Annotated in this window: 19 protein-coding genes; 8 read left to right on the forward strand and 11 right to left on the reverse strand. The window is 71.5% G+C overall.

Going from position 1 to position 17466, the window contains the following annotated elements; genetic code table 11:
• Positions 1-325: 325 nt before the first annotated feature.
• From FB380_RS18505 to FB380_RS26240, 3 genes are all read right to left on the reverse strand, one after another.
• Positions 326-1348, reverse strand: coding sequence for a F510_1955 family glycosylhydrolase (locus FB380_RS18505; RefSeq protein WP_341800230.1), 1023 nt, complete (start codon positions 1346-1348; stop codon positions 326-328).
• Positions 1349-1368: 20 nt separating this feature from the next.
• Positions 1369-2055, reverse strand: a complete 687-nt coding sequence (locus FB380_RS18510; protein ID WP_166756789.1) for a DUF305 domain-containing protein — start codon at positions 2053-2055, stop codon at positions 1369-1371.
• 82 nt (positions 2056-2137) lie between these two features.
• The gene (locus tag FB380_RS26240; RefSeq protein ID WP_424991934.1) at positions 2138-2605 is read right to left on the reverse strand and encodes a DUF6153 family protein; all 468 of its coding nucleotides are present in this window, start codon (positions 2603-2605) and stop codon (positions 2138-2140) included.
• A gap of 540 nt (positions 2606-3145) precedes the next feature.
• Between FB380_RS26240 and FB380_RS18515 the strand changes: the two genes are divergently transcribed.
• Positions 3146-3415, forward strand: a complete 270-nt coding sequence (locus tag FB380_RS18515) for a metal-sensitive transcriptional regulator (RefSeq protein ID WP_166756790.1) — start codon at positions 3146-3148, stop codon at positions 3413-3415.
• Between the two features lie 183 nt (positions 3416-3598).
• Positions 3599-3979: a rhodanese-like domain-containing protein gene (locus FB380_RS18520; protein WP_208383688.1), complete on the forward strand. Its 381-nt coding sequence runs from the start codon at positions 3599-3601 to the stop codon at positions 3977-3979.
• 64 nt (positions 3980-4043) lie between these two features.
• Here the strand turns inward: FB380_RS18520 and FB380_RS18525 are convergent, their stop codons facing one another.
• Entirely contained in the window at positions 4044-4316 is a 273-nt protein-coding gene (locus tag FB380_RS18525) for an SHOCT domain-containing protein (RefSeq protein ID WP_229682356.1), read from the reverse strand.
• A gap of 658 nt (positions 4317-4974) precedes the next feature.
• Here FB380_RS18525 and FB380_RS18530 point away from each other — a divergent pair.
• From FB380_RS18530 to FB380_RS18555, 6 genes are all read left to right on the forward strand, one after another.
• Positions 4975-6144 (forward strand): MFS transporter, encoded by a 1170-nt coding sequence (locus FB380_RS18530; RefSeq protein ID WP_166756792.1) that lies wholly within the window; start codon positions 4975-4977, stop codon positions 6142-6144.
• 117 nt (positions 6145-6261) lie between these two features.
• Positions 6262-6528 (forward strand): metal-sensitive transcriptional regulator, encoded by a 267-nt coding sequence (locus tag FB380_RS18535; RefSeq protein ID WP_166756793.1) that lies wholly within the window; start codon positions 6262-6264, stop codon positions 6526-6528.
• Positions 6529-6557: 29 nt separating this feature from the next.
• A complete protein-coding gene (locus FB380_RS18540) occupies positions 6558-6860 on the forward strand; it encodes a rhodanese-like domain-containing protein (RefSeq protein WP_166756794.1) in 303 nt (100 codons plus the stop codon).
• Positions 6861-6930: 70 nt separating this feature from the next.
• Positions 6931-8307 carry an MBL fold metallo-hydrolase gene (locus FB380_RS18545; RefSeq protein ID WP_166756795.1) on the forward strand — a complete coding sequence of 459 codons (1377 nt, stop codon included), beginning with the start codon at positions 6931-6933 and terminating at the stop codon, positions 8305-8307.
• Between the two features lie 236 nt (positions 8308-8543).
• The gene (locus FB380_RS18550; RefSeq protein ID WP_166756796.1) at positions 8544-9110 is read left to right on the forward strand and encodes a rhodanese-like domain-containing protein; all 567 of its coding nucleotides are present in this window, start codon (positions 8544-8546) and stop codon (positions 9108-9110) included.
• On the forward strand, positions 9107-9883 hold the full coding sequence (locus tag FB380_RS18555; protein WP_229682355.1) for a sulfite exporter TauE/SafE family protein: 777 nt from the start codon (positions 9107-9109) through the stop codon (positions 9881-9883). The genes FB380_RS18550 and FB380_RS18555 overlap by 4 nt, the downstream gene beginning before the upstream one ends.
• A gap of 632 nt (positions 9884-10515) precedes the next feature.
• On the opposite strand, the gene FB380_RS18560 is transcribed toward FB380_RS18555, so the two are convergent.
• The 7 genes from FB380_RS18560 to FB380_RS18590 form a co-directional block, all read right to left on the reverse strand.
• Positions 10516-11430 carry a hypothetical protein gene (locus FB380_RS18560; RefSeq protein ID WP_166756797.1) on the reverse strand — a complete coding sequence of 305 codons (915 nt, stop codon included), beginning with the start codon at positions 11428-11430 and terminating at the stop codon, positions 10516-10518.
• Positions 11431-11697: 267 nt separating this feature from the next.
• On the reverse strand, positions 11698-14961 hold the full coding sequence (locus tag FB380_RS18565; RefSeq protein ID WP_166756798.1) for a LysM peptidoglycan-binding domain-containing protein: 3264 nt from the start codon (positions 14959-14961) through the stop codon (positions 11698-11700).
• The gene (locus FB380_RS18570; RefSeq protein WP_166756799.1) at positions 14958-15386 is read right to left on the reverse strand and encodes a hypothetical protein; all 429 of its coding nucleotides are present in this window, start codon (positions 15384-15386) and stop codon (positions 14958-14960) included. The genes FB380_RS18565 and FB380_RS18570 overlap by 4 nt, the downstream gene beginning before the upstream one ends.
• Positions 15383-15847: a TadE/TadG family type IV pilus assembly protein gene (locus tag FB380_RS18575; protein WP_166756800.1), complete on the reverse strand. Its 465-nt coding sequence runs from the start codon at positions 15845-15847 to the stop codon at positions 15383-15385. The genes FB380_RS18570 and FB380_RS18575 overlap by 4 nt, the downstream gene beginning before the upstream one ends.
• A complete protein-coding gene (locus FB380_RS18580) occupies positions 15844-16260 on the reverse strand; it encodes a TadE family protein (RefSeq protein ID WP_229682354.1) in 417 nt (138 codons plus the stop codon). Before FB380_RS18580 ends, FB380_RS18575 begins: the two co-directional genes overlap by 4 nt.
• A 65-nt stretch (positions 16261-16325) precedes the next feature.
• On the reverse strand, positions 16326-16550 hold the full coding sequence (locus FB380_RS18585; protein ID WP_166756802.1) for a hypothetical protein: 225 nt from the start codon (positions 16548-16550) through the stop codon (positions 16326-16328).
• A gap of 26 nt (positions 16551-16576) precedes the next feature.
• Entirely contained in the window at positions 16577-17446 is an 870-nt protein-coding gene (locus tag FB380_RS18590; RefSeq protein WP_229682353.1) for a type II secretion system F family protein, read from the reverse strand.
• Between the last annotated feature and the right edge of the window lie 20 nt (positions 17447-17466).

Raw genomic sequence — 17466 nt, forward strand, 5'->3', positions numbered from 1 at the left:
CCCCGGTGCCCGGGCCATCTGACGCGGCCGAACACTGTCTCGGCACCCGCCCGCCGATCCGCCTGCCCAGGCGACCGGGGCGGACGGCAGCGCGCCAAGACGGCCGTGTTGCTGCGCCCGCCGTCTGTGCAGTCCCACGGGCCCTCGCCGGTCACCACCGGGTCCCCCGCGCGGCAGCTGTCGTCCCCCGCGCCGGCGTCCGTGAGGCGCCGAGTGAGGGTGCCCCCATCGGCTGGACACCTTGATCCGCCACTTGTCTCGCCGAGTCCGGCTCCGGTGTGACTTCTCGCCACCGGATTGCTTTCGCCAGGGCACAACGCGTGCGCTACGGCTCCAGGAGCGCGTCGAAGGTCCGACCTCCGTCAGAGGACTCGAGCACGGCTGCCGTGGTCACCACGGTGACCCGAAGCCCCCCTGGTGCGGATGAGACCGCCACCGCCTGCGGCTCGGAGCCCAGTGCAGCACCCGCGGTCCAGGAGATGCCGCCGTCACTGCTGGTCCAGACCGCCCCGGACGGATCCACCCCGGCGACGTCCATGCCGTCGTCTGCCCAGTCGACCACCTGGAGCAGCGGGGCGCCGTCCACCGCGGACCAGGTGCTGCCGGCGTCCGCGGAGCGCAACAGGCCCTGCGCGGTCGTCGCGAGGACCAGCTGCCCGTCGGATGAGGTGGTCAGGCTGTGCGGCTCGCTCGGGATGCTGAGCTGCTCCCAGTCCTGACCGTCGCCACTGCGGAGCAGATCGCCGTCGTAGCCGAGCACGCCGACAGAACTCGTGGTGAGGGCGTGGAAGTCCGACTGACCCTGCCGGGACACCGGGCTCCAGGTCCGACCACTGTCCGTCGACTCGATCAGGCCCATCGGCTGGGGGAGGTCGACCTCCAGGCCCGGGTGACCGGAAGCGAGGAAGTGCCCGGGCCCGGCGACCGAGAACCCCATCAGGTCCATGACCGGACTGACCAGCGCGGCCCCTCCCCCATCGGTCAGCTGGAAGAGGCCCTCGTGCGTGGCGAGGAAGAGAGAGCCGTCAGCTGGGTCCACCCCCACTCCGTGCACGTGGCTGATGTCCGCGAGCGCGGACGCGGGCGACGGTGCAGGTGCCGAGGAAGTCGCTCTCTGCTGCGGGGCCTCCGATGCGCACGCCCCCAGCAGGACGGCGGCGGGCAGCAGGGCGACCACCACAGCCCGGCGTCGGCGTGAGCCCGGAACGGCGGGGGCCTGGGCAGGTGGTGTCACGGCTGTGCTCCTCGTGCGTGGTGTGCGGTGCGATGAGTGCGGGAGGGCGATCCGAGGGCAGCCGCCCCCTGGGTCGCCGGGTGGGAGGGGTGAGGCGCGGTGCCTGGCCGGCACCGCGCCCCACCGGGCACGGATCAGTCACCCAGTTCGGTGAGCAACTGCCGCATCTCCTCGATCTCCTGTGTCTGGGTCTCGCTGATCGCTCCCGCCAGTTCGACGGCCTCGGCGTTGCGGCCGTCCTCGATCTCGGCCTGCGCCATCTCGACGGCGCCCTCGTGGTGCTCGATCATGGCGTCGAGCCACATGCGGTCGAAGTCCCGGCCGGCGGCAGGCATCTCCTCCATGCCCATGCCCATGCCGCCGCCCATGCCGCCGTCCATGCCGCCGTCCATGCCGCCGTCCATGCCGCCGTCCATGCCGCCGTCCATGCCGCCGGTGTCCCCGGACCCGTGGTCCATGCCCCCCATGGAGCCGGACTCCTGGAGCGGTTGGCCCCACTCCTCGAGCCAGTCGGTCATGAGGTCGATCTCGGGGTCCTGACCTGCTTCGATCCGCTCGGCCAGGTCCGCGACCCGGGGATCGGAAGCGCGGTCGATGGCGACCGCGGACATCATGAGCGCGCCCTCGTGGTGCGGGATCATCCCCTGGGCGAAAGCGACATCCGTGTCGTTGAACTCCGCGCCCTGTTCAGCGGAGCTGTCATCGGTCACGGTGCTGCTGGTGGCGGAGGTCTGCTCGGTGTCCGAGCAGCCGGCGAGGACGACGACGGCGGCCATCAGCCCACCGGTGAGGCGGACGAGGCGAATGCTGGTGCGGGTCATGCTGGGTCTCCTGTCTGAGGGATGTGGGCATGCGGGCAGAACCCCGGGACAGCGGAAGCTGTCGGGGTGCAGCTGCTTCGGCCTAGATCCGCAGGAGACAGAGAGCGGAGAGAGTGGGTGGTCGGGGCTGCCTGGACCACCCGGTGGGCCAGCGGGACGGTGTGGGCGAGCCGCGGACGGGCGGGACCGCCACGCCTCGGCGGAGCACCACGGCCCTGAGAGCCATCAGCCCCGCGAGCAGGACGGCGAGGCACACCGCCAGGACGTGCGCGTCGTGCCACGGGGCCGGCAGGCCGCTGGACCCGGTGGCACCGTCGGCGTCTGCCATTTGTGTGGCGGCACCGTGCCCGTGGTCGGGCATCGCATCGGCGACAGGGCCCACATGGACGGACGCTACTGGCACGCCGACCGAGGCAGCCTCACCGGGCGATGTGAACCCGTGCTCCGGGGCCGAGCCCGCGGCCACGCACTGCACCCCGTGCATGGCGAAGACAGCGGCCAACAGCAACAGCGCCGCCCAGAGCCGTGCCACCGAGACCACCTCCCCCACACGACGGTACGACGGCCTCGCTGGCGCACCCGTGAAGGCGGTCCTCCCCCTGCCCGGGTGCCGCCTCGCACCAGAGTTCTCGCCCGGTTCCGTCCCCAAGAACCGACCCCAACATACCCCCGGGGGGATGCCTCGCCCACCGCTGCGGTCCAGCTACTCGCACCCCCCGGGTTATGAGATCAGAGAGGGAGCCTGCTCGGCGCCCGGTTCGACGACCGCACCCCGACCGAGGCCCTACGGCGGGCCTCCTCAGCTGGTTCGTCCTGCCATGGCGCGCTCCTGCTGGTCCAAGAGTGCTCGAAGAGCGCGCGACTGCCGACCCTGATCGTGCTCCTCAGCGTGGGCAAGGCGATGAGAACCTGTCCGAGGTTCGTGCCGCGGGGCCCGCTCCGCCTCCCCCGCACCCCGCGCCTCCCGCGCCCGCCGCGACCTGACCTGAACGGCCGCGCGGTGCGCCCAGGAATGACCACGCACCGCGCGGAGCTCTACCCAGCTGTACCCGCAGGGGTATCACGTCGGCGGACGGGAGAGGATGAGGACATGCAGCTGGAGAACGCCCAGGTCGTCGGCGACGTCATCAAGCGGCTCCGGCGCGCTGAGGGCCAGCTCGCGGGGGTGATCCGCATGCTCGAAGCGGGGCGTGACTGCGAGGACGTCGTCACGCAGCTGGCCGCCGTGTCCCGGGCGTTGGACAAAGCCGGGTTCGCCATCATCGCCACCGGCCTCGAGCAGTGCATCACCGCCGGGGCGGACGGCACCGCTGCCCTCGACCGTGCCCGGCTCGAGAAGCTCTTCCTCTCCCTCGCCTGACCCGAGGAGACGCCGGTCGTCCGCGGCTCACCCCGCGTGCTCTTCGTCCTTCTGGCAGCCTGACTCCCAGACGTCGGCGAGGGGACTCCGCTCATGGACCAGCGAGAGATGCGACGGCAGGAACGCACCCGACAGCAACCGCCACGGAGCGTGCCGTGGCCCGTCGACGGCGAGCCCGATGTCGTGGCAGTGGACACCGCCTGGGGCGAGATCCAGGGCCTGGAAGCGGCGCCCGGGGTCCGCACCGTCGGCGAGCTGGAACTGATCGAGCTGGTCGGGCAGGGAGCCGCGCTCATCGACTGTCGCACGGCCGGGTCGTTCGGCGGCCGCACGATCCCCGACTCGGTGCTCCTCCCCCACGACCAGGTACTCGAGCGACGCAGTGAGCTGAACCCCGGACGGCTGTCGATCCTGTTCTGCAACGGACCCCAGTGCCCGCAGTCACCTGATGCCATCCGCCAGCTCCTGGAGGTCGGGTACTCGGCGGATGCCCTGGCCTACTACCGCGGGGGCATGCACGACTGGGTGACGTTGGCGATGCCGACCGGACCCCGCGAGGACTGACGCACCAGCTCGGCGGTCCAGACCGCGAGCACGGAGGGAGCCCTGCGTCGGGTGATCAGCTGCGCTACGCGTGCTCCTCCAGGGTCTGCAGGCGCTCCCGGTACTCGTCGCTGGACAGTTCTCCGCGGGCATAGCGGGCATCCAGCAGTTCACGGGCCCGGCTGCGCGCGGGCGGCCGAGCGGTGGCGTCACCGCTGCCGACCCCACGGGTGATGCCGCCGCCGACCGCTCGGACCGCCAGGACGACCAGGAGGACCACGCCGAGCAACACGAGGAGCCCGACCAGCCACATCCAGCCCATGCCCATGCCCATGCCCATTCCCATTCCAGTCCCCATCTTCAGCTCTCCTTCGTCTCGTGGCTTGCATCGTCGGTTCGGGCGCGCGGCGGTCCGCGACCGTTGGCCGGCCGGCCACCCGGGCGGGTGGGACGGCCGGATCGCGGATGTCCGCGCAGGTCGTACCGCCGCAGCGCCAGTTCTCCTCCTCGACCGCGCCGCCGCCCCCGAGAGGGGCCGGTGATCCACCAGGCGATGAGGGCGAGGACGGCGGCGACGGCACCGACCATCAGCCACGCAGTGGTACTGGTCCATCCACTGCCCACCCCCACCAGACCGCCGACCCCAGCTGTCGCGTCCTGCCAGCTCACATCGATCTCCTGTCTGGAATGGCCTGCCGCGCGCATCTCCGCGTTTCCGCGCTTCCGCCCGGGCCCGTGATGTTTCGACCGGGAGCGTCCCGACGGACGGCGACGACCCATGCCCAGCGATCGGCAGGTAGGAGGACGCCTCCCGGGTGGCCGCTGCAGCTCCGTCAAGCATACCCCCGGGGGCATCCGCTGCAACTGGTTGCGGCTGACTCGGGCGCCCGGCAAGAGCAGCTCTCCGGTCCTCTCGCCGTAGTGCACGGCTGACAGCAGGGCTGGGTGCATCAAGACGCCGATCTCGCCGGGGCAGGCAGCGCCTTCAGCGCATGCCGCCGGGTAGGAGGGATCGCATGACACTCTCCGCGGGCGGCCGGGTCGGCCTGGCCGGGGCGATGGTCGTCGGGGTCGCCTTCGGCATGGCGCGGTACGCCTACGGTCTGACGCTACCCAGCATCCGGCAGGAGCTGGGGCTCTCCGAGTTGGTGCTCGGCCTCGTGGCCAGCGCGACCTTCGCCGGCTACCTGGCGGGCCTGCTCCTCGCGGGACCGCTCGCCGCTCGCCGCGGCTCCCGCGCGCCGACGACCACGGGCGGTGCCTGCGGTGCCCTGGGGGCGGTGACCGTGACGGTCGCGCAGTCCCCCTGGTTGCTCGCCGGCGGTGCCGTCCTGGCCGGCAGCGCGGGCGGCTGGGTCTGGGCGCCCTACTCCGACATCGTCACGCGATCGGTGGCCCAACGGCAGCAGCCGAGAGCGTTGGCGATCATCACGACCGGCACCAGCGGCGGACTGGTCGCGCTGGGCGGCCTGGCCGCCCTGTCCGCACTCGGGTCGTGGCGACTGGTCTGGGGCGGCATCGCCCTCGCCACCGTGGCCGCGGCCGTCGTGAACCTCCGCCTGGTGCCCCGGACCACGCCGGTCCCACGCCCGGACGGACGGCGCGGCGCCTCCTCGCTGGCGAGAGCGCTGAGAGTTCCAGGCGCCTACTCCGTCGCCTACTTCGCGGTCGTCGTCATCTACTTCACCTACGCCGCGGACGTCCTCCAGCAGGGCGACCTCCCGGCGGCAGCCGTCCCGGCCCTCTACGCGGCCATCGGCCTCACCGGCGTGGTAGGCGTGGCGACCGGGGCCGTTGCTCAGCGCCTCGGCAGTGCCAGGGTCGCCGCGCTGTGCCTCGTGACGGTGGCTGCGGCGCTGGTACTCCTCGGGCTGGCCAGCGACTCCCTGCTCGCTACGGCGGCCTCGGCGTGCATCTTCGGCGTGGGGTACATGACCGGGTCGGCGGTGCTCGCGGTCTGGACCGCCGAGCTGGTGCCCGACCGCGCAGGCGCGGCGTTCACGGGCTGCCTGGTCGTGGGGGCCGTCAGCTCGGTCGCAGCGCCCGCCCTCGCCGGTGCGGTGGTCCCCGGCCTCGGACTGGGGACTCTGCTCGTCGTCACCGCTGCGGTCTCCCTGCTCAGCGGAGTGGCGCTGCTGCTGCACCGGTCCGCCACAGGGTCGACCGCTGCCCCGACCGCTGTGTGAGCACGAGCCTCGCCCGCCATCGACGCGCACCCCGAGCTGACGGCGGGTGGCGTGCACGGCACGCGCTCCACTCCAGCCCGGTTGCGCATACCCGGGGGGGTATGTACCGTCTCGGGTATGGACATCCCCCAGGGCGAGCTCGCCGACGTCGTCAAGCGACTGAACCGCGTCCAGGGGCAGATCGGCGGCGTCGTGCGGATGATCGAGGACGGCCGCGACTGTGCCGCCGTCGTCACCCAGCTGGCCGCGGCCTCCAAGGCCTTGAACAAGGCGAGCTTCGCCGTCGTCGGCACCGGCATGCGGTACTGCTCGGCCAACTCCGCCCCGGAGGACCGCGAGGTCGACCTGGAGCAGCTGGAGAAGCTGCTGCTCTCTCTGGCCTGACCCGTCCCCACCACCTCGAGGAGGAGCACATGACCATCCCCCAGCTCACCCCCGTCCAGGTCGCCGCCGGCACGACCGGCGCGCGCATCGTCGACGTCCGCGAGCCCGACGAGGTCGCCACCGGCGCGATCGCCGGCAGCACCGCCATCCCGCTCGGTCAGCTGGCCACCCGCACCGGGGAGCTCGACCCGGCGACCCCGGTCATCACGGTGTGCCAGAGCGGCCGACGCAGCCAGCAGGCTGCCGAGTTCCTCGCCACTGCCGGCTTCCCCGTCAGCAACATGGCCGGCGGCATGAACGCCTGGACCCAGGCCGGCCGCCCCACGGTCTGAGCCCGGCCCGGAACCATTCCAACCAGGACGTCCCAGTACCCCTACCGGGTACCGTATGAAGGAGACAGCCATGCAGATCGACGTCATCGAGACCACCGGCCTGGGCGACCGCAGCTACCTGGTCAGCGAGGCCGGTACCGGCATCGTCATCGACCCGCAGCGCGACATCGACCGGGTCCAGGCCCTCGCCGCCGAGCGCGGCGTCACCGTCACCCACGTGCTCGAGACCCACGTGCACAACGACTACGTGACCGGCGGGCTGGAGCTGGCCCGGGTCACCGGGGCGGCCTACCTCGTCCCGGCCGGGGACGACGTCGCCTACGAGCGCGTCCCGGCCGCGGACGGTGACGTGCACGCGGCCGGGCCGCTGCGGATCACCGTGCTGCACACCCCCGGGCACACCCACCACCACGTCTCCTACGCCCTGGCCGGCGCGGACGGCGAGGTGCAGGCCGTCTTCACCGGTGGCTCCATGCTCTACGGCTCGACCGGGCGCACCGACCTGCTCGGTTCCCAGCACACCGACACGCTCACCCACGCCCAGTTCCACTCGGTGCGCCGGCTGGCCGCTGAGCTCCCGGCGGGCACCGCGGTGTTCCCCAGCCACGGGTTCGGCAGCTTCTGCGCAGCCACCCCGACCAGCGGCACGTCCTCCACGATCGCCGAGCAGCGGTCGGTGAACCCGGCGCTGACCCAGGACGAGCAGACCTTCGTCGACGAGCTGATCGCCGGCCTCGGCGCCTACCCGGCCTACTACGCGCACATGGGGCCCATCAACGCCGCCGGCCCGGCGCCGGTGGACCTCTCGACCCCCCGAGCCGTCGACGCACAGGAGCTGGCCACCCGGCTCGCGGCCGGCGAGTGGGTCGTGGACCTCCGCAGCCGGACGGCGTTCGCGGCGGGCCACCTGCCCGGTGCGCTGAACTTCGAGCTGAGCGCCTCCTTCCTCACCTACCTGGGCTGGCTCTACGACTGGGACGCCCCGCTGACCCTGATCGGCGAGGACGAGCAGCAGGTCGCCGAGGCCCGCCGCGAGCTGGTCCGCATCGGCGTGGACCGGCTCGCCGGCAAGGCGGTCGGTACCCCCGAAGAGCTCGTCACCGACCAGCAGCCCGCCTCCTACCCGGTGACCGACTTCGCCGGCCTCGCCGCCCAGCTGGCCGAGCACCCCGACACCGTCGTGCTCGACGCCCGCCGCGACGATGAGCGAGTCAGCGGCGGGGTGCGCGGGTCGCTTCACCTGCCGATCCACGAGCTGCGCAACCGGATCGACGAACTGCCCGCCGGCGAGGTCTGGGTCTACTGCGGCTCGGGCTACCGCGCCTCGATCGCTGCGTCCCTGCTGGCCCGGGCCGGACGTCGTCCGGTGCTCGTCGACCGCGGCTACGGCGACCCGGACGCCGGGTCGGCCGCCGTCGGGCTGCACGCCCAGCCCGTCACGCGCTGAGGCGCCTGACATGTGTCGAGCCACCACCTGCCGCACCTGCGGAAAACCCACCTGGACCGGCTGCGGTCAGCACGTCGACCAGGTCATGCGTGGGGTGCCCACCGCCCAGCGCTGCCCCGGTCACGCCGCCACCCCCAGTCCCCCGGGCCGCTGGCGGCGGCTGATCACCCGCTCATGACCCACGCCCTCTCCGCACCGACGACGCCACACCCCCGAACCGAGGAAGACGACACCCCATGAGCTCCCCCACCCTGATCGCCCCCGCCGAGGCCGCCGGCACCGACGCGCTGCTGGTCGACGTCCGCACCCCCGCGGAGTACGAGACCGCGCACATCCCGGGCGCGGTCAACGTGCCGCTGCCACTGGTGCAGGAGCACGCCGGCGCCCTGGCCGCCGCGCTGGCGGGCCCGGTCGTGCTGGTCTGCCAGGCCGGCTCCCGAGCCCGCACCGCGCACGACGCGCTGAGCGCAGCCGGCGCCGACCAGCTCTCGGTGCTGGACGGCGGCATGAACGCCCACACCGCCGACGGCCAGACGGTGCGCCGAGGCCGGCAGCGCTGGGCCCTGGAGCGCCAGGTCCGCCTGCTCGCCGGCGCCGTCGTGGCCAGCAGCGTGCTGGCCTCGATCCGGTTCCCCCGGGTGCGCTTCCTGGCCGGTGGCATCGGCGCCGGCCTGACGGTCGCCGCGGTCACCGACACCTGCGCGATGGGCGCGGCGTTGTCCGCGCTGCCCTACAACCGGGGTGAGGCCCCGGCGCGGCTGGACGACGTGCTGCAGGTGCTGGGCAGCGCCACCACCCGGTGATCGCCGCAGCGATCGGCCTCGGCCTGGTCATCGGCGCCCTCGTCGGACTGCTCGGCGGGGGTGGCTCGATCCTGGCCGTGCCCGCCCTGGTCTTCGTCGTCGGTCAGCCGCTGCCCCAGGCCGTGGCCACGTCGCTGCTGGTCGTCGGCATCACCGCCGTCGTCGCACTGCTCCCCAGGCTGCGCGCCGGTCAGATCGCCTGGCGGATCGCGCTCGTCTTCGGGGCGGCCGGGGCTGCGACGGCGTTCGCCGGGGCCGCGGCCAACCGGCTGCTCCCCGAGGACGTCGTCCTCGCGCTGTTCGCCGCCCTGATGATCGCCGCCGGGGTGCGGATGCTGCAGGACAAGCCCACCACCGGCGCCGCCTGCGCGACCGACCACGGCACCGTGAACTGGCGGCGCTGCCTGCCGCGCACGCTCGCCGGCGGCCTGGTCGTCGGGTTCCTCACCGGCCTGCTGGGCGTCGGCGGCGGCTTCCTGATTATCCCGGTCCTCGTGATCGTCCTCGGGCTGCCGATGACCACCGCGATCGGCACCTCACTGGTGATCGTGGCCGTCAACAGCGCCGCGGGCTTCGCCGCCCACGCCGGGGACGCCCCCATCGACGCACCGATCACCCTCGGGTTCACCGCAGCAGCCGTCGTCGCAGCCCTGATCGCCGGGCGGCTCGGGTCCGGGCTGGACGTCGCACGGCTCAAGCGGTGGTTCGCCTGGCTGGTCTTCGTCGTCGCCGCTCTCGTCCTCGTCCAGGTGGCGCTGGGCCTGCTCGTGTGAGTGCCACCAACTCGACGGGCCTCTGAGGACCTGTCGCGGTCACCGGATTTCGGCATCCTGTCGGCGCGTGACCGCGTCCGCTATTAACTGGTCCGCGGGAGCGTGGTCGACCCGATCACCGGCGCTGCGGGGCCGTCGTCACGTAGGTGGCCAGCCCGAACTCCGTCAGCTCTCATGTGTCCAGGCATCGTCCCTCCGGCGCGTGGCCCCCGGCGCCGGTTCGCAGAGCGAAGCCGGCCGTCGCGTCGAGCGCTTTTGGCACGACAAGGTCCGCGGGAGGGCGATGCACAGCTCGGCGTCCGGACCGGCAGGTTCGGTGAACGACGACGCGACCTCAGCCGGCGTCGACGGACTGTCACTTCCGCAAGGGGACAGCGTGAGCGGCGAGGGCGCCGGTGCGGCGAATCTGCATTCCCCTGGGTCGATCTCGGCCACGGAAGTGCGGCAGCACTCAATCGTCCACGCAAGCTCCCAGCCATCCCGCGACCACGATCGAGCTCGCCTCACCCCCATCCAGGGAAAAGTCCGTTTAGCCCTCGCCCCCACACCACCGCACCCGGCGAGGGCGAGGGCGAGCTTGGCGTCGAGCGCCGCAAACGCCTCGAGGAAGCGACAGGTCTGTCGCGGCGAGATCAGTCGTCGACGATGGTGGCACTCGTCCCCGGCCCCGTCTGGGTGAGTTCAACTATGCCCTCAGGGGTTTCGACGACTAGTCCGCGTGACGCGCCGCTTTTATGTGATTTTGTTAGGGCCTGTCGGTAGCCAATGACCTCATGGTTGATTGCCTCCGGCGGAGGTCCGAGGACAAGTCCGGGATGCCGAGGCCTTGCTTCAGCTGGTCCCACAAGTCGTTCCGCTGCCGCCGTGGCGAACACTGAGGACCATACGGTGGAAAGCATCAGTGCTTCAGCAATGAGCGGCGCAGCTCGGAGGTTGAGGGTGGTCACCTCCCAGGACCCGGCGTGCTCCTCTCGCGTTGGAAGACGCTGCAGAAACTCAATTGCCCTTGCATCGATGATGCTCGGACCGGTCCTGATGGCCGACAGCCGAACGCTCCCATCGGGCTCCGGGGCGTCGGTCATGAAGCCGACCCGCAATTCGTCATGCGGGCGTACCGCGAGGCCGTGTTTCAGTTTGTTGTTGGCTACGTTGGTGTCGAGTCCTTCGCTGACGAGCAGTTGCATGGCACGTTGCACCCACCGCCAGTGCATGCGGACAGCGTTTGCCACGTTCGAAGGCGGCTCTGACGGTAGAGCCCGAACCTCTGCGGCGGGCATGAAGAGGCTTGCGGGAATCGCCTCTTGCGCCTGGAAGGCGCGAAGCGCTTCCACGATGTTGTAGCCCTGGGAGGGACTCCCGGTCAGCGACGCCCAGAACCCGGACTTCGACGCCTTCACCTCGACGAGGACGGCGTGAACGATCCGCACGAGCGACTCGGCAAGGTGGTGACGGAGGGCAAAGGCGTCTAGCGCCCTTTGCAACTCTCGTTCATCCTCCGCCGGTTGCGTCGTGGACAGCATGCGCTCGTCAAGGCCGTATCCGGTCACCTGAGCAGCGAGCCCTGCGCGGTAGTCGATCGGCGTTGGCTCGCGAAGAAGGTCATCGATTCGGGCACGCCAGTAGGAGCTGGGATTTGACTTGAAGAAGGTCTCGTCCAGCAGAGCGACCTGCTCCGGCGTCAGGTCCGCCGAATCGCTAGTCGGGTACAGCGGCGTGTCCTTCCGGTTTACGCTCGGAACCTCAGTGCCTCGAGCATCATCATGCCGGCTCTCGGCGGCGTTGCACCTAGTCAGCCCTCGACATCCGCATTATCGCTACGACCGACTCCGTTGGCGCCGAAACAAGAGGTCGGCCGTTCGAGGCGGTAGATCTTCTTCTACCTCGGCGTCGTGGTTGGCCAGGATCCGGGCGACGTAGGCGTCGGCCTCGGCTTGGTTGCCTCGGGCATCGCAGGCAGCGACGAGGTCGAGCAGCGGCACGTCCTCGAAGCTTCCTGCCTTCAGCGCGACTTGTGCCGCTGCAGCAGCGAGCTCTGGCTCGCCGGCGGCGAGGTGGTGGGTGGCGACGATGTGGGCCACGTCGACGATCATCGCGGCGTACTCGTGGTCCAGCCGGGCGTTCTCCTCGACCAACCAGCTGTAACCACCGGCCGCCCCTTGACGCAGTGGAGGCAGATCGAAGGGTCGGCCAGTGACCAGATCGAGCGCCGCGCGCAAGTCAGCAATGCCGTCTGCGCCGCGCGCCACACCGCGAACGCGCAGCCGACGGAAGAGCTCCGCGTCGATCAGGATGCGGTCGATGCGGTAGCGCCCGGCTGCTGCCGCGGTGAGCCCCGAGGGCAGGTAGTCAGCTCCGGTCGCCGGGTCGGTGCCGAGCCACGCCCGGACGACAGAGATCGACTGCCGCACCTTGGTCTTGCCGACGACGTCCGGCTCGTCGGGCCAGACCGCGGTGGCGTACCGCTCGCTTGTTACGCCCCCGGGCCGAGTCGCCAAGTAGGCGACGATCTCCGTGTAGAACTGCCGCCGCGGGTTGCGTTCGGGCAACGAACCCTTAGCGCGCACCTGAACCGGACCGAGCAGCGTCAGCTTGGGTCGTGGTGAGGATGCGTCGGCCCAGTCAGCCAGGTCTCGGTCGAGACCGGGGTCGGCGCTCTCGACCTGATGGCGGACATGGTCATCCGTGGCGGGAGCCAGAGCTCGCACGTCGTGTTCGGTCGTCGCGCCCGCGTCCAGGTAAGCCTGTTCTGGCAGCGGCAGAACCGAGTCGACCGTCGTGGTCAGCGGACCCACCGGGCGCGCCGCTGGCTCGTCTCCCGCGGTCTCGGGTCGCAGGCCGCCGCAGGCGTCGGCCCTCTGATCCCACGCCTCGTTCCCGTGAGCCGGCGGGATGGGACGGTCGTCGGTGACGGCAGCCAGTGCGAGCATCTGGGCCAGCGGGGCAGCCTCCTCGGCCGGCAGTTGCTGGGCGCGCAGCTCGAGCCCCAGCGCGGGGATGCGCAGGAGTCCGGTGTCGTCGATCGTCAACTGCCACCGGACGTCGTCCAACCGGTCGCTACCGGAAGCCATGACCACGGCCACGCCGCTGCGCGACGGCTGCCGCTCCAGCGCAGTCAGCAGGTGTGCCAGCGCGGCTCCGCTCTCGGGCACACCTGGGCCGATGAGCAGCACGTGTGGCGCCCACGAGTCGGCCGAGATGTCGCGCAGCCGCCCGGTCAGGACATCGGTGTCGGCCACGCGCATCGCTTCGGTCACCGACTTCAGCTGGCCGGTCAGTGCCGCGATCGGCTTGTCGACGTCGTCCGTGTAGGTGAACCGGTCGGGGTTGATCTGCCCCAGCTCCTGGCCGAAGCCGACCGCAGTGACCTGGAGCATCTCCGACCAGGTGTTGTGCGCGAGCTCGGCGGCCAGGAAGCGGAGGAGGTCCAGCCCGCGGTCGGCGTCGCCGGTCAAGGACATGGTCGCGACTCGTTCGAGGTCGAGCAGCCAGTGCTCTCCCTCGGCAGTGGAGCCCACTGAGGCCAACGTGGGGAACGGCGCGAAGAAGTGCGCTCGTCGGCGTTCGTCGTAGCTCAGCGGGTCACCTCGCCGGATCGACCAGCGGGTGCCCGCCTCATCGACCGTCCAGGGCTCGGGTGCCCTCGGCGCCGGACCGGTGAGGACGAGAGTCAGGACGTCGTCGGTCATGCAGACCGCGATGACGTCGGGCAGCCTGCCCTCCCCGACCGATGCCAGGTCCTGGACCAGACTGCGCAGCGCCTGATCCAGCCAGGTGACGTCCGCGCTGCCCGCTGACCGCAGTGCTCGTTCGACGTGCGCCAGATTCGGTGGCGTGCTCGCAGTCAAGCGGCCCGGACGCCGGTGCCGGAACTGCCGTCGCCGGTAGCGCAGCAGGGCCATGAGCGACACCCCGGCCAGCAACACCCCGCCGCCGGTGAACGCGACGGCCGGGGCTTCCGACGAGGCCTCCGCCGGAGCCTCGGCGCGGGTCGGCGACGGGTCAGCGCGTGGTGCGGTCGGCTCGGACCGCGGTGGGCCCGCCGTGCCCGGCGCCGCCGGTCCCGCCGGAGACGGTGTAGGCGACGGCGACAGCTCGGACGGCGGTGCTGGCTCGGGCGAAGTTCGTTGAGGCGTCGGGGTCTCGGTTGGTGCCTCTCCCTCCCCGACCGGGACGGTCAGCGTCCATCCCGGTCGGATCAGGTCGGGGTCGCTGAAGACTGCTCCCCCGGGTTCCGTCCTCCCCCGGTTCATCTCCCAGGCCGTCCGCCAGTTCTGTCCGTCGCCGGTGAACTCCTCGGCGATCTCCCAGAGGGTGTCCCCCTGCTCGACCGTCACTTCCTCGGTCGCAGGCGGTGCGAGAGGCTCCGCACCGCTTCCAGCAGGTGTCAGCCCGGTCGCATCTGATGGCAGAACGAGCACCATGCCCGGTGCGATCTCGTTGTCCGGGCCGACGCCGGCCGGGTTCAGCTGGACGATCTCCGGGAAGCGCAGTGGGTCTCCGAGGTAGCGCTCGGCCAGCGCCCACAGGGTGTCCCGTCGTCGCACCTCGTAGGTCTTCGGCGGAGCATGCGCCGGCTGGGGGTGCGCTGACGTGTCGGACGCCGTCTGGATCACCGGCACGCCGACGTCCCGTTCCACCTGCGCAGGCAGGGCGCTGACGGTGGCCGCGACCGGAAGCGGAGGCCGGGTGGCCGCAGTCCCGGAGGCGGACGCGCCCCCGGTGGCCGGGGCGACCGTCAGCCCGACCGCTACTGCAGCGAGCAGGGCGGCCACAGGCTGCTGGAATATGCGCAGCCCGGGCAGTGCGATCGCGGGTCTCGCCAGGGCGATCCCCACGACTTCCGCGACCGTCGAAGCGGTGAACAGGGCCCAGCACACCCACGCCCCAGCAGCGAGAACGACCTGCACCAACTGACCGTCGTCCCGCGCCGTCAGCACGGCGCCCACCTCATCGACCGACGGCAGGCCGCGCGGCACCAGGTCCAACGCTGTGAGCAAGACGGGTACGCCGAAGACGACGGCGACGAGCACCGCCAGGGCACCCACGGCCCTGAGCAGTCGGACGACGTGGAGGCTCACGACACTGCCTCCCCCTGGGTGACCCCGACCCGCAGTTGAGCGGTGTGCGTCCGGGTCTGGCTGACCGGGATCGCGAGCAAGGGGGTGGACGCGGTGACGGTGACGCTGACTTCGACGAGTCCTGGCCCGAGCACGCTGACCACTCCGGTGACCCCGGCTTGCTCCAGGTAGGAGTTGGCGGCCCTCGTCGCCAACTGCACGTCGGTGCCACCACCGGTGGGGACGGGGCCGACCGCGATGCTGGCTGCCCGCGCAGCCTCGGCCGAGTAGGTGTCGGCTCGGTTGGCGGCCTGGATGGCGGTGCCGGCGTCGACGAGGGCGGTCACCAGGATGCCGGCGATGAGCACGATGAAGCAGAACAGCACGGCGACCGATCCGCGGTCGTCCTCGCTGAGCAGCGCTCGGCGGCACCGCCGCCCGTTCACGACAGATCCCGAGCGGGGTCGAGCGGACTGGTGGCAGTGTCACGCAGAGTCCGCGAGCCCGGGAATCCGGGAGCGCCGACGTCGGATAGGTCAACGGTGCACGACACGACCACGGTGACCGATGCGGCGGTGCCCGGAGCACTCCTGAACCCGGCCGTGTCGACCGTCACCTGGACGTCGACGCAGTGCAGGTCACGACTGGACAGCGCCTCTGTGGCGCTTGCGGTGGCGAGCTGCTGGGCGGCAGCGCTGGAGCGGGCCAGCGACGCCTCCCGGGCGGCTATCCCGGCAACGCCGCTGATGCGATCCCCGGCCAGTGCGATCCGGGCTCCGACCACCAGCATGGCCAGGACCAGGATCGCGACCGGCAACAGGATGGCCAGTTCCACCGATTCGGAGCCGCGGTCGTCGCGCGCCCGCTGCCCGAGTCGGCAGCGGGGCGGCGGAGTGCTGCGGCTCATGGCGAGTCCGGCGTGGTGAAGCGTTCCTTGCCACGCACCACCGTGACGTCGACGGTCGGACTGAAGCCGGGAAGCGGGATCACGTTGGGGACCTCCGCGACGATGTGCACCGAGACGGAGGTGGCTGTGGCCTCCTCGCTCACCGAGTAGCGGGTGATGGTCCCGGTGCCGAGCCGGGCCAGGTACGTGTCCGCCGCCTGCTGCCCCGCTCCCCCGGTCGCCTCGCTGAGGCTGGCGGCCCGCGCTCCGGCCTGGGCTGCAGCTTCGGCGGCCTCGCGAGCGAAGTACCACATGCTCAGCTGCGGCCCGGCGAGCAGCAGCGCGACGATGATGGGAAACAAGATCGCGAATTCGACGCTGGACGAGCCGCGCTCGCCGTCGTCGCAGGATCCGGCTGCGTCTGGGCGCGTCACCAGACCAGACGACGGCGCGGCCGCCCGGTTGTGGACGCGTGGCACAGACATGACGCGCTGGACCCCTACTGGAAGAGAGCCGTCTTGCTGGCCACGAATGCCACCGCTGCCGCGGTGACCGCACCGCCCAGCGCGATGGCCAGGATCACCATGAAGGCCTTCTCCGAGGAGTCCGACCCCCGGTCGTCAGCGACGTCCTCGGCGCGCAGCCAGCCGAGGAGGAGGGCGGCCGCGGCGTACAGCGCCCCGATGATCTGGGATCGGCGGTCGCCGATCGTGGTCTGGGACATGGAGGACCTCCGGGTGTGCGGTGTGCTCATGGAGTGACGGCGAACATGCGGAGCAGGAAGGGAACGAGGACGAACAGAGTCAGCCCGGTGACCAGCAGTGCCAGCGGGCGCGACATCCGCTCACTGATTTCGTTCGCCTCGCTCCGGGCGTCGGACAGCTCGGTGTGCCGCAGGGTCCGGGCGGTGGCCAGCAGGGTGTTGTAGACCGACGCACCGTCGGCTGCCACGGCTGCGATGTCGGCGAGGCTGCGAAGCTCGGCCACGTCGAGTTCGTCGCCGAGGTCGCGTAGGTCGGTCCACGGCTTGCGACCGGACAGCGCGGCGCGCCGGAACGCGCGGTGCATGCGGCGGAAGGGCACGCTGCCGGACACCTCGGCGGCCTCCTCCAGGGCCTGCTCCACGGACCCCCTCGCCCGACGCTCACCCGCCACGAGGGTGAGGAAGGACTCGAGGTTGCTGCGGAACTCGGCCCGCGCATGCCTGGCCTCCTCCCGGGTCTCGGCGGAGGGCAGCAGCCAACCGACAGCGGCGAGAGCGAGTCCGAAGGCACCGGGGAACACGAACGGCACGGTCACGTCGATGAGCACCAGCGCCAGCCCGAACAGTGCAGGGGTCAACAGCCCGGCGAAGGCAAGCGTCAGCTTGCGGACGGCGAGCTGGGTGCGGGTCCGTCCGAGGATGTTCAGGTCGGCGTCGGGAACGCCGAGGCGCTCTTCGACGGCACGGGTCACCGAGCGTGGTAGACGGTCCCACCAGTCGCCCGTCCCGGTCAGCGGTGCTGCTGGTGTGGATCGCACGGCCGGGCCGGCCGAGAGCTGATCGAGCGCGGCAGACAGCGCCGGGGGCGCCGGACGCAACGCCCGAGCTCCGAGGACCAGGCCGAGCGCCACGAGCATGCCTGCGAGCGTGGCCGCCT

Origin of the sequence: Modestobacter marinus (assembly GCF_011758655.1) — a bacterium.
Taxonomy (GTDB): domain Bacteria; phylum Actinomycetota; class Actinomycetes; order Mycobacteriales; family Geodermatophilaceae; genus Modestobacter; species Modestobacter marinus.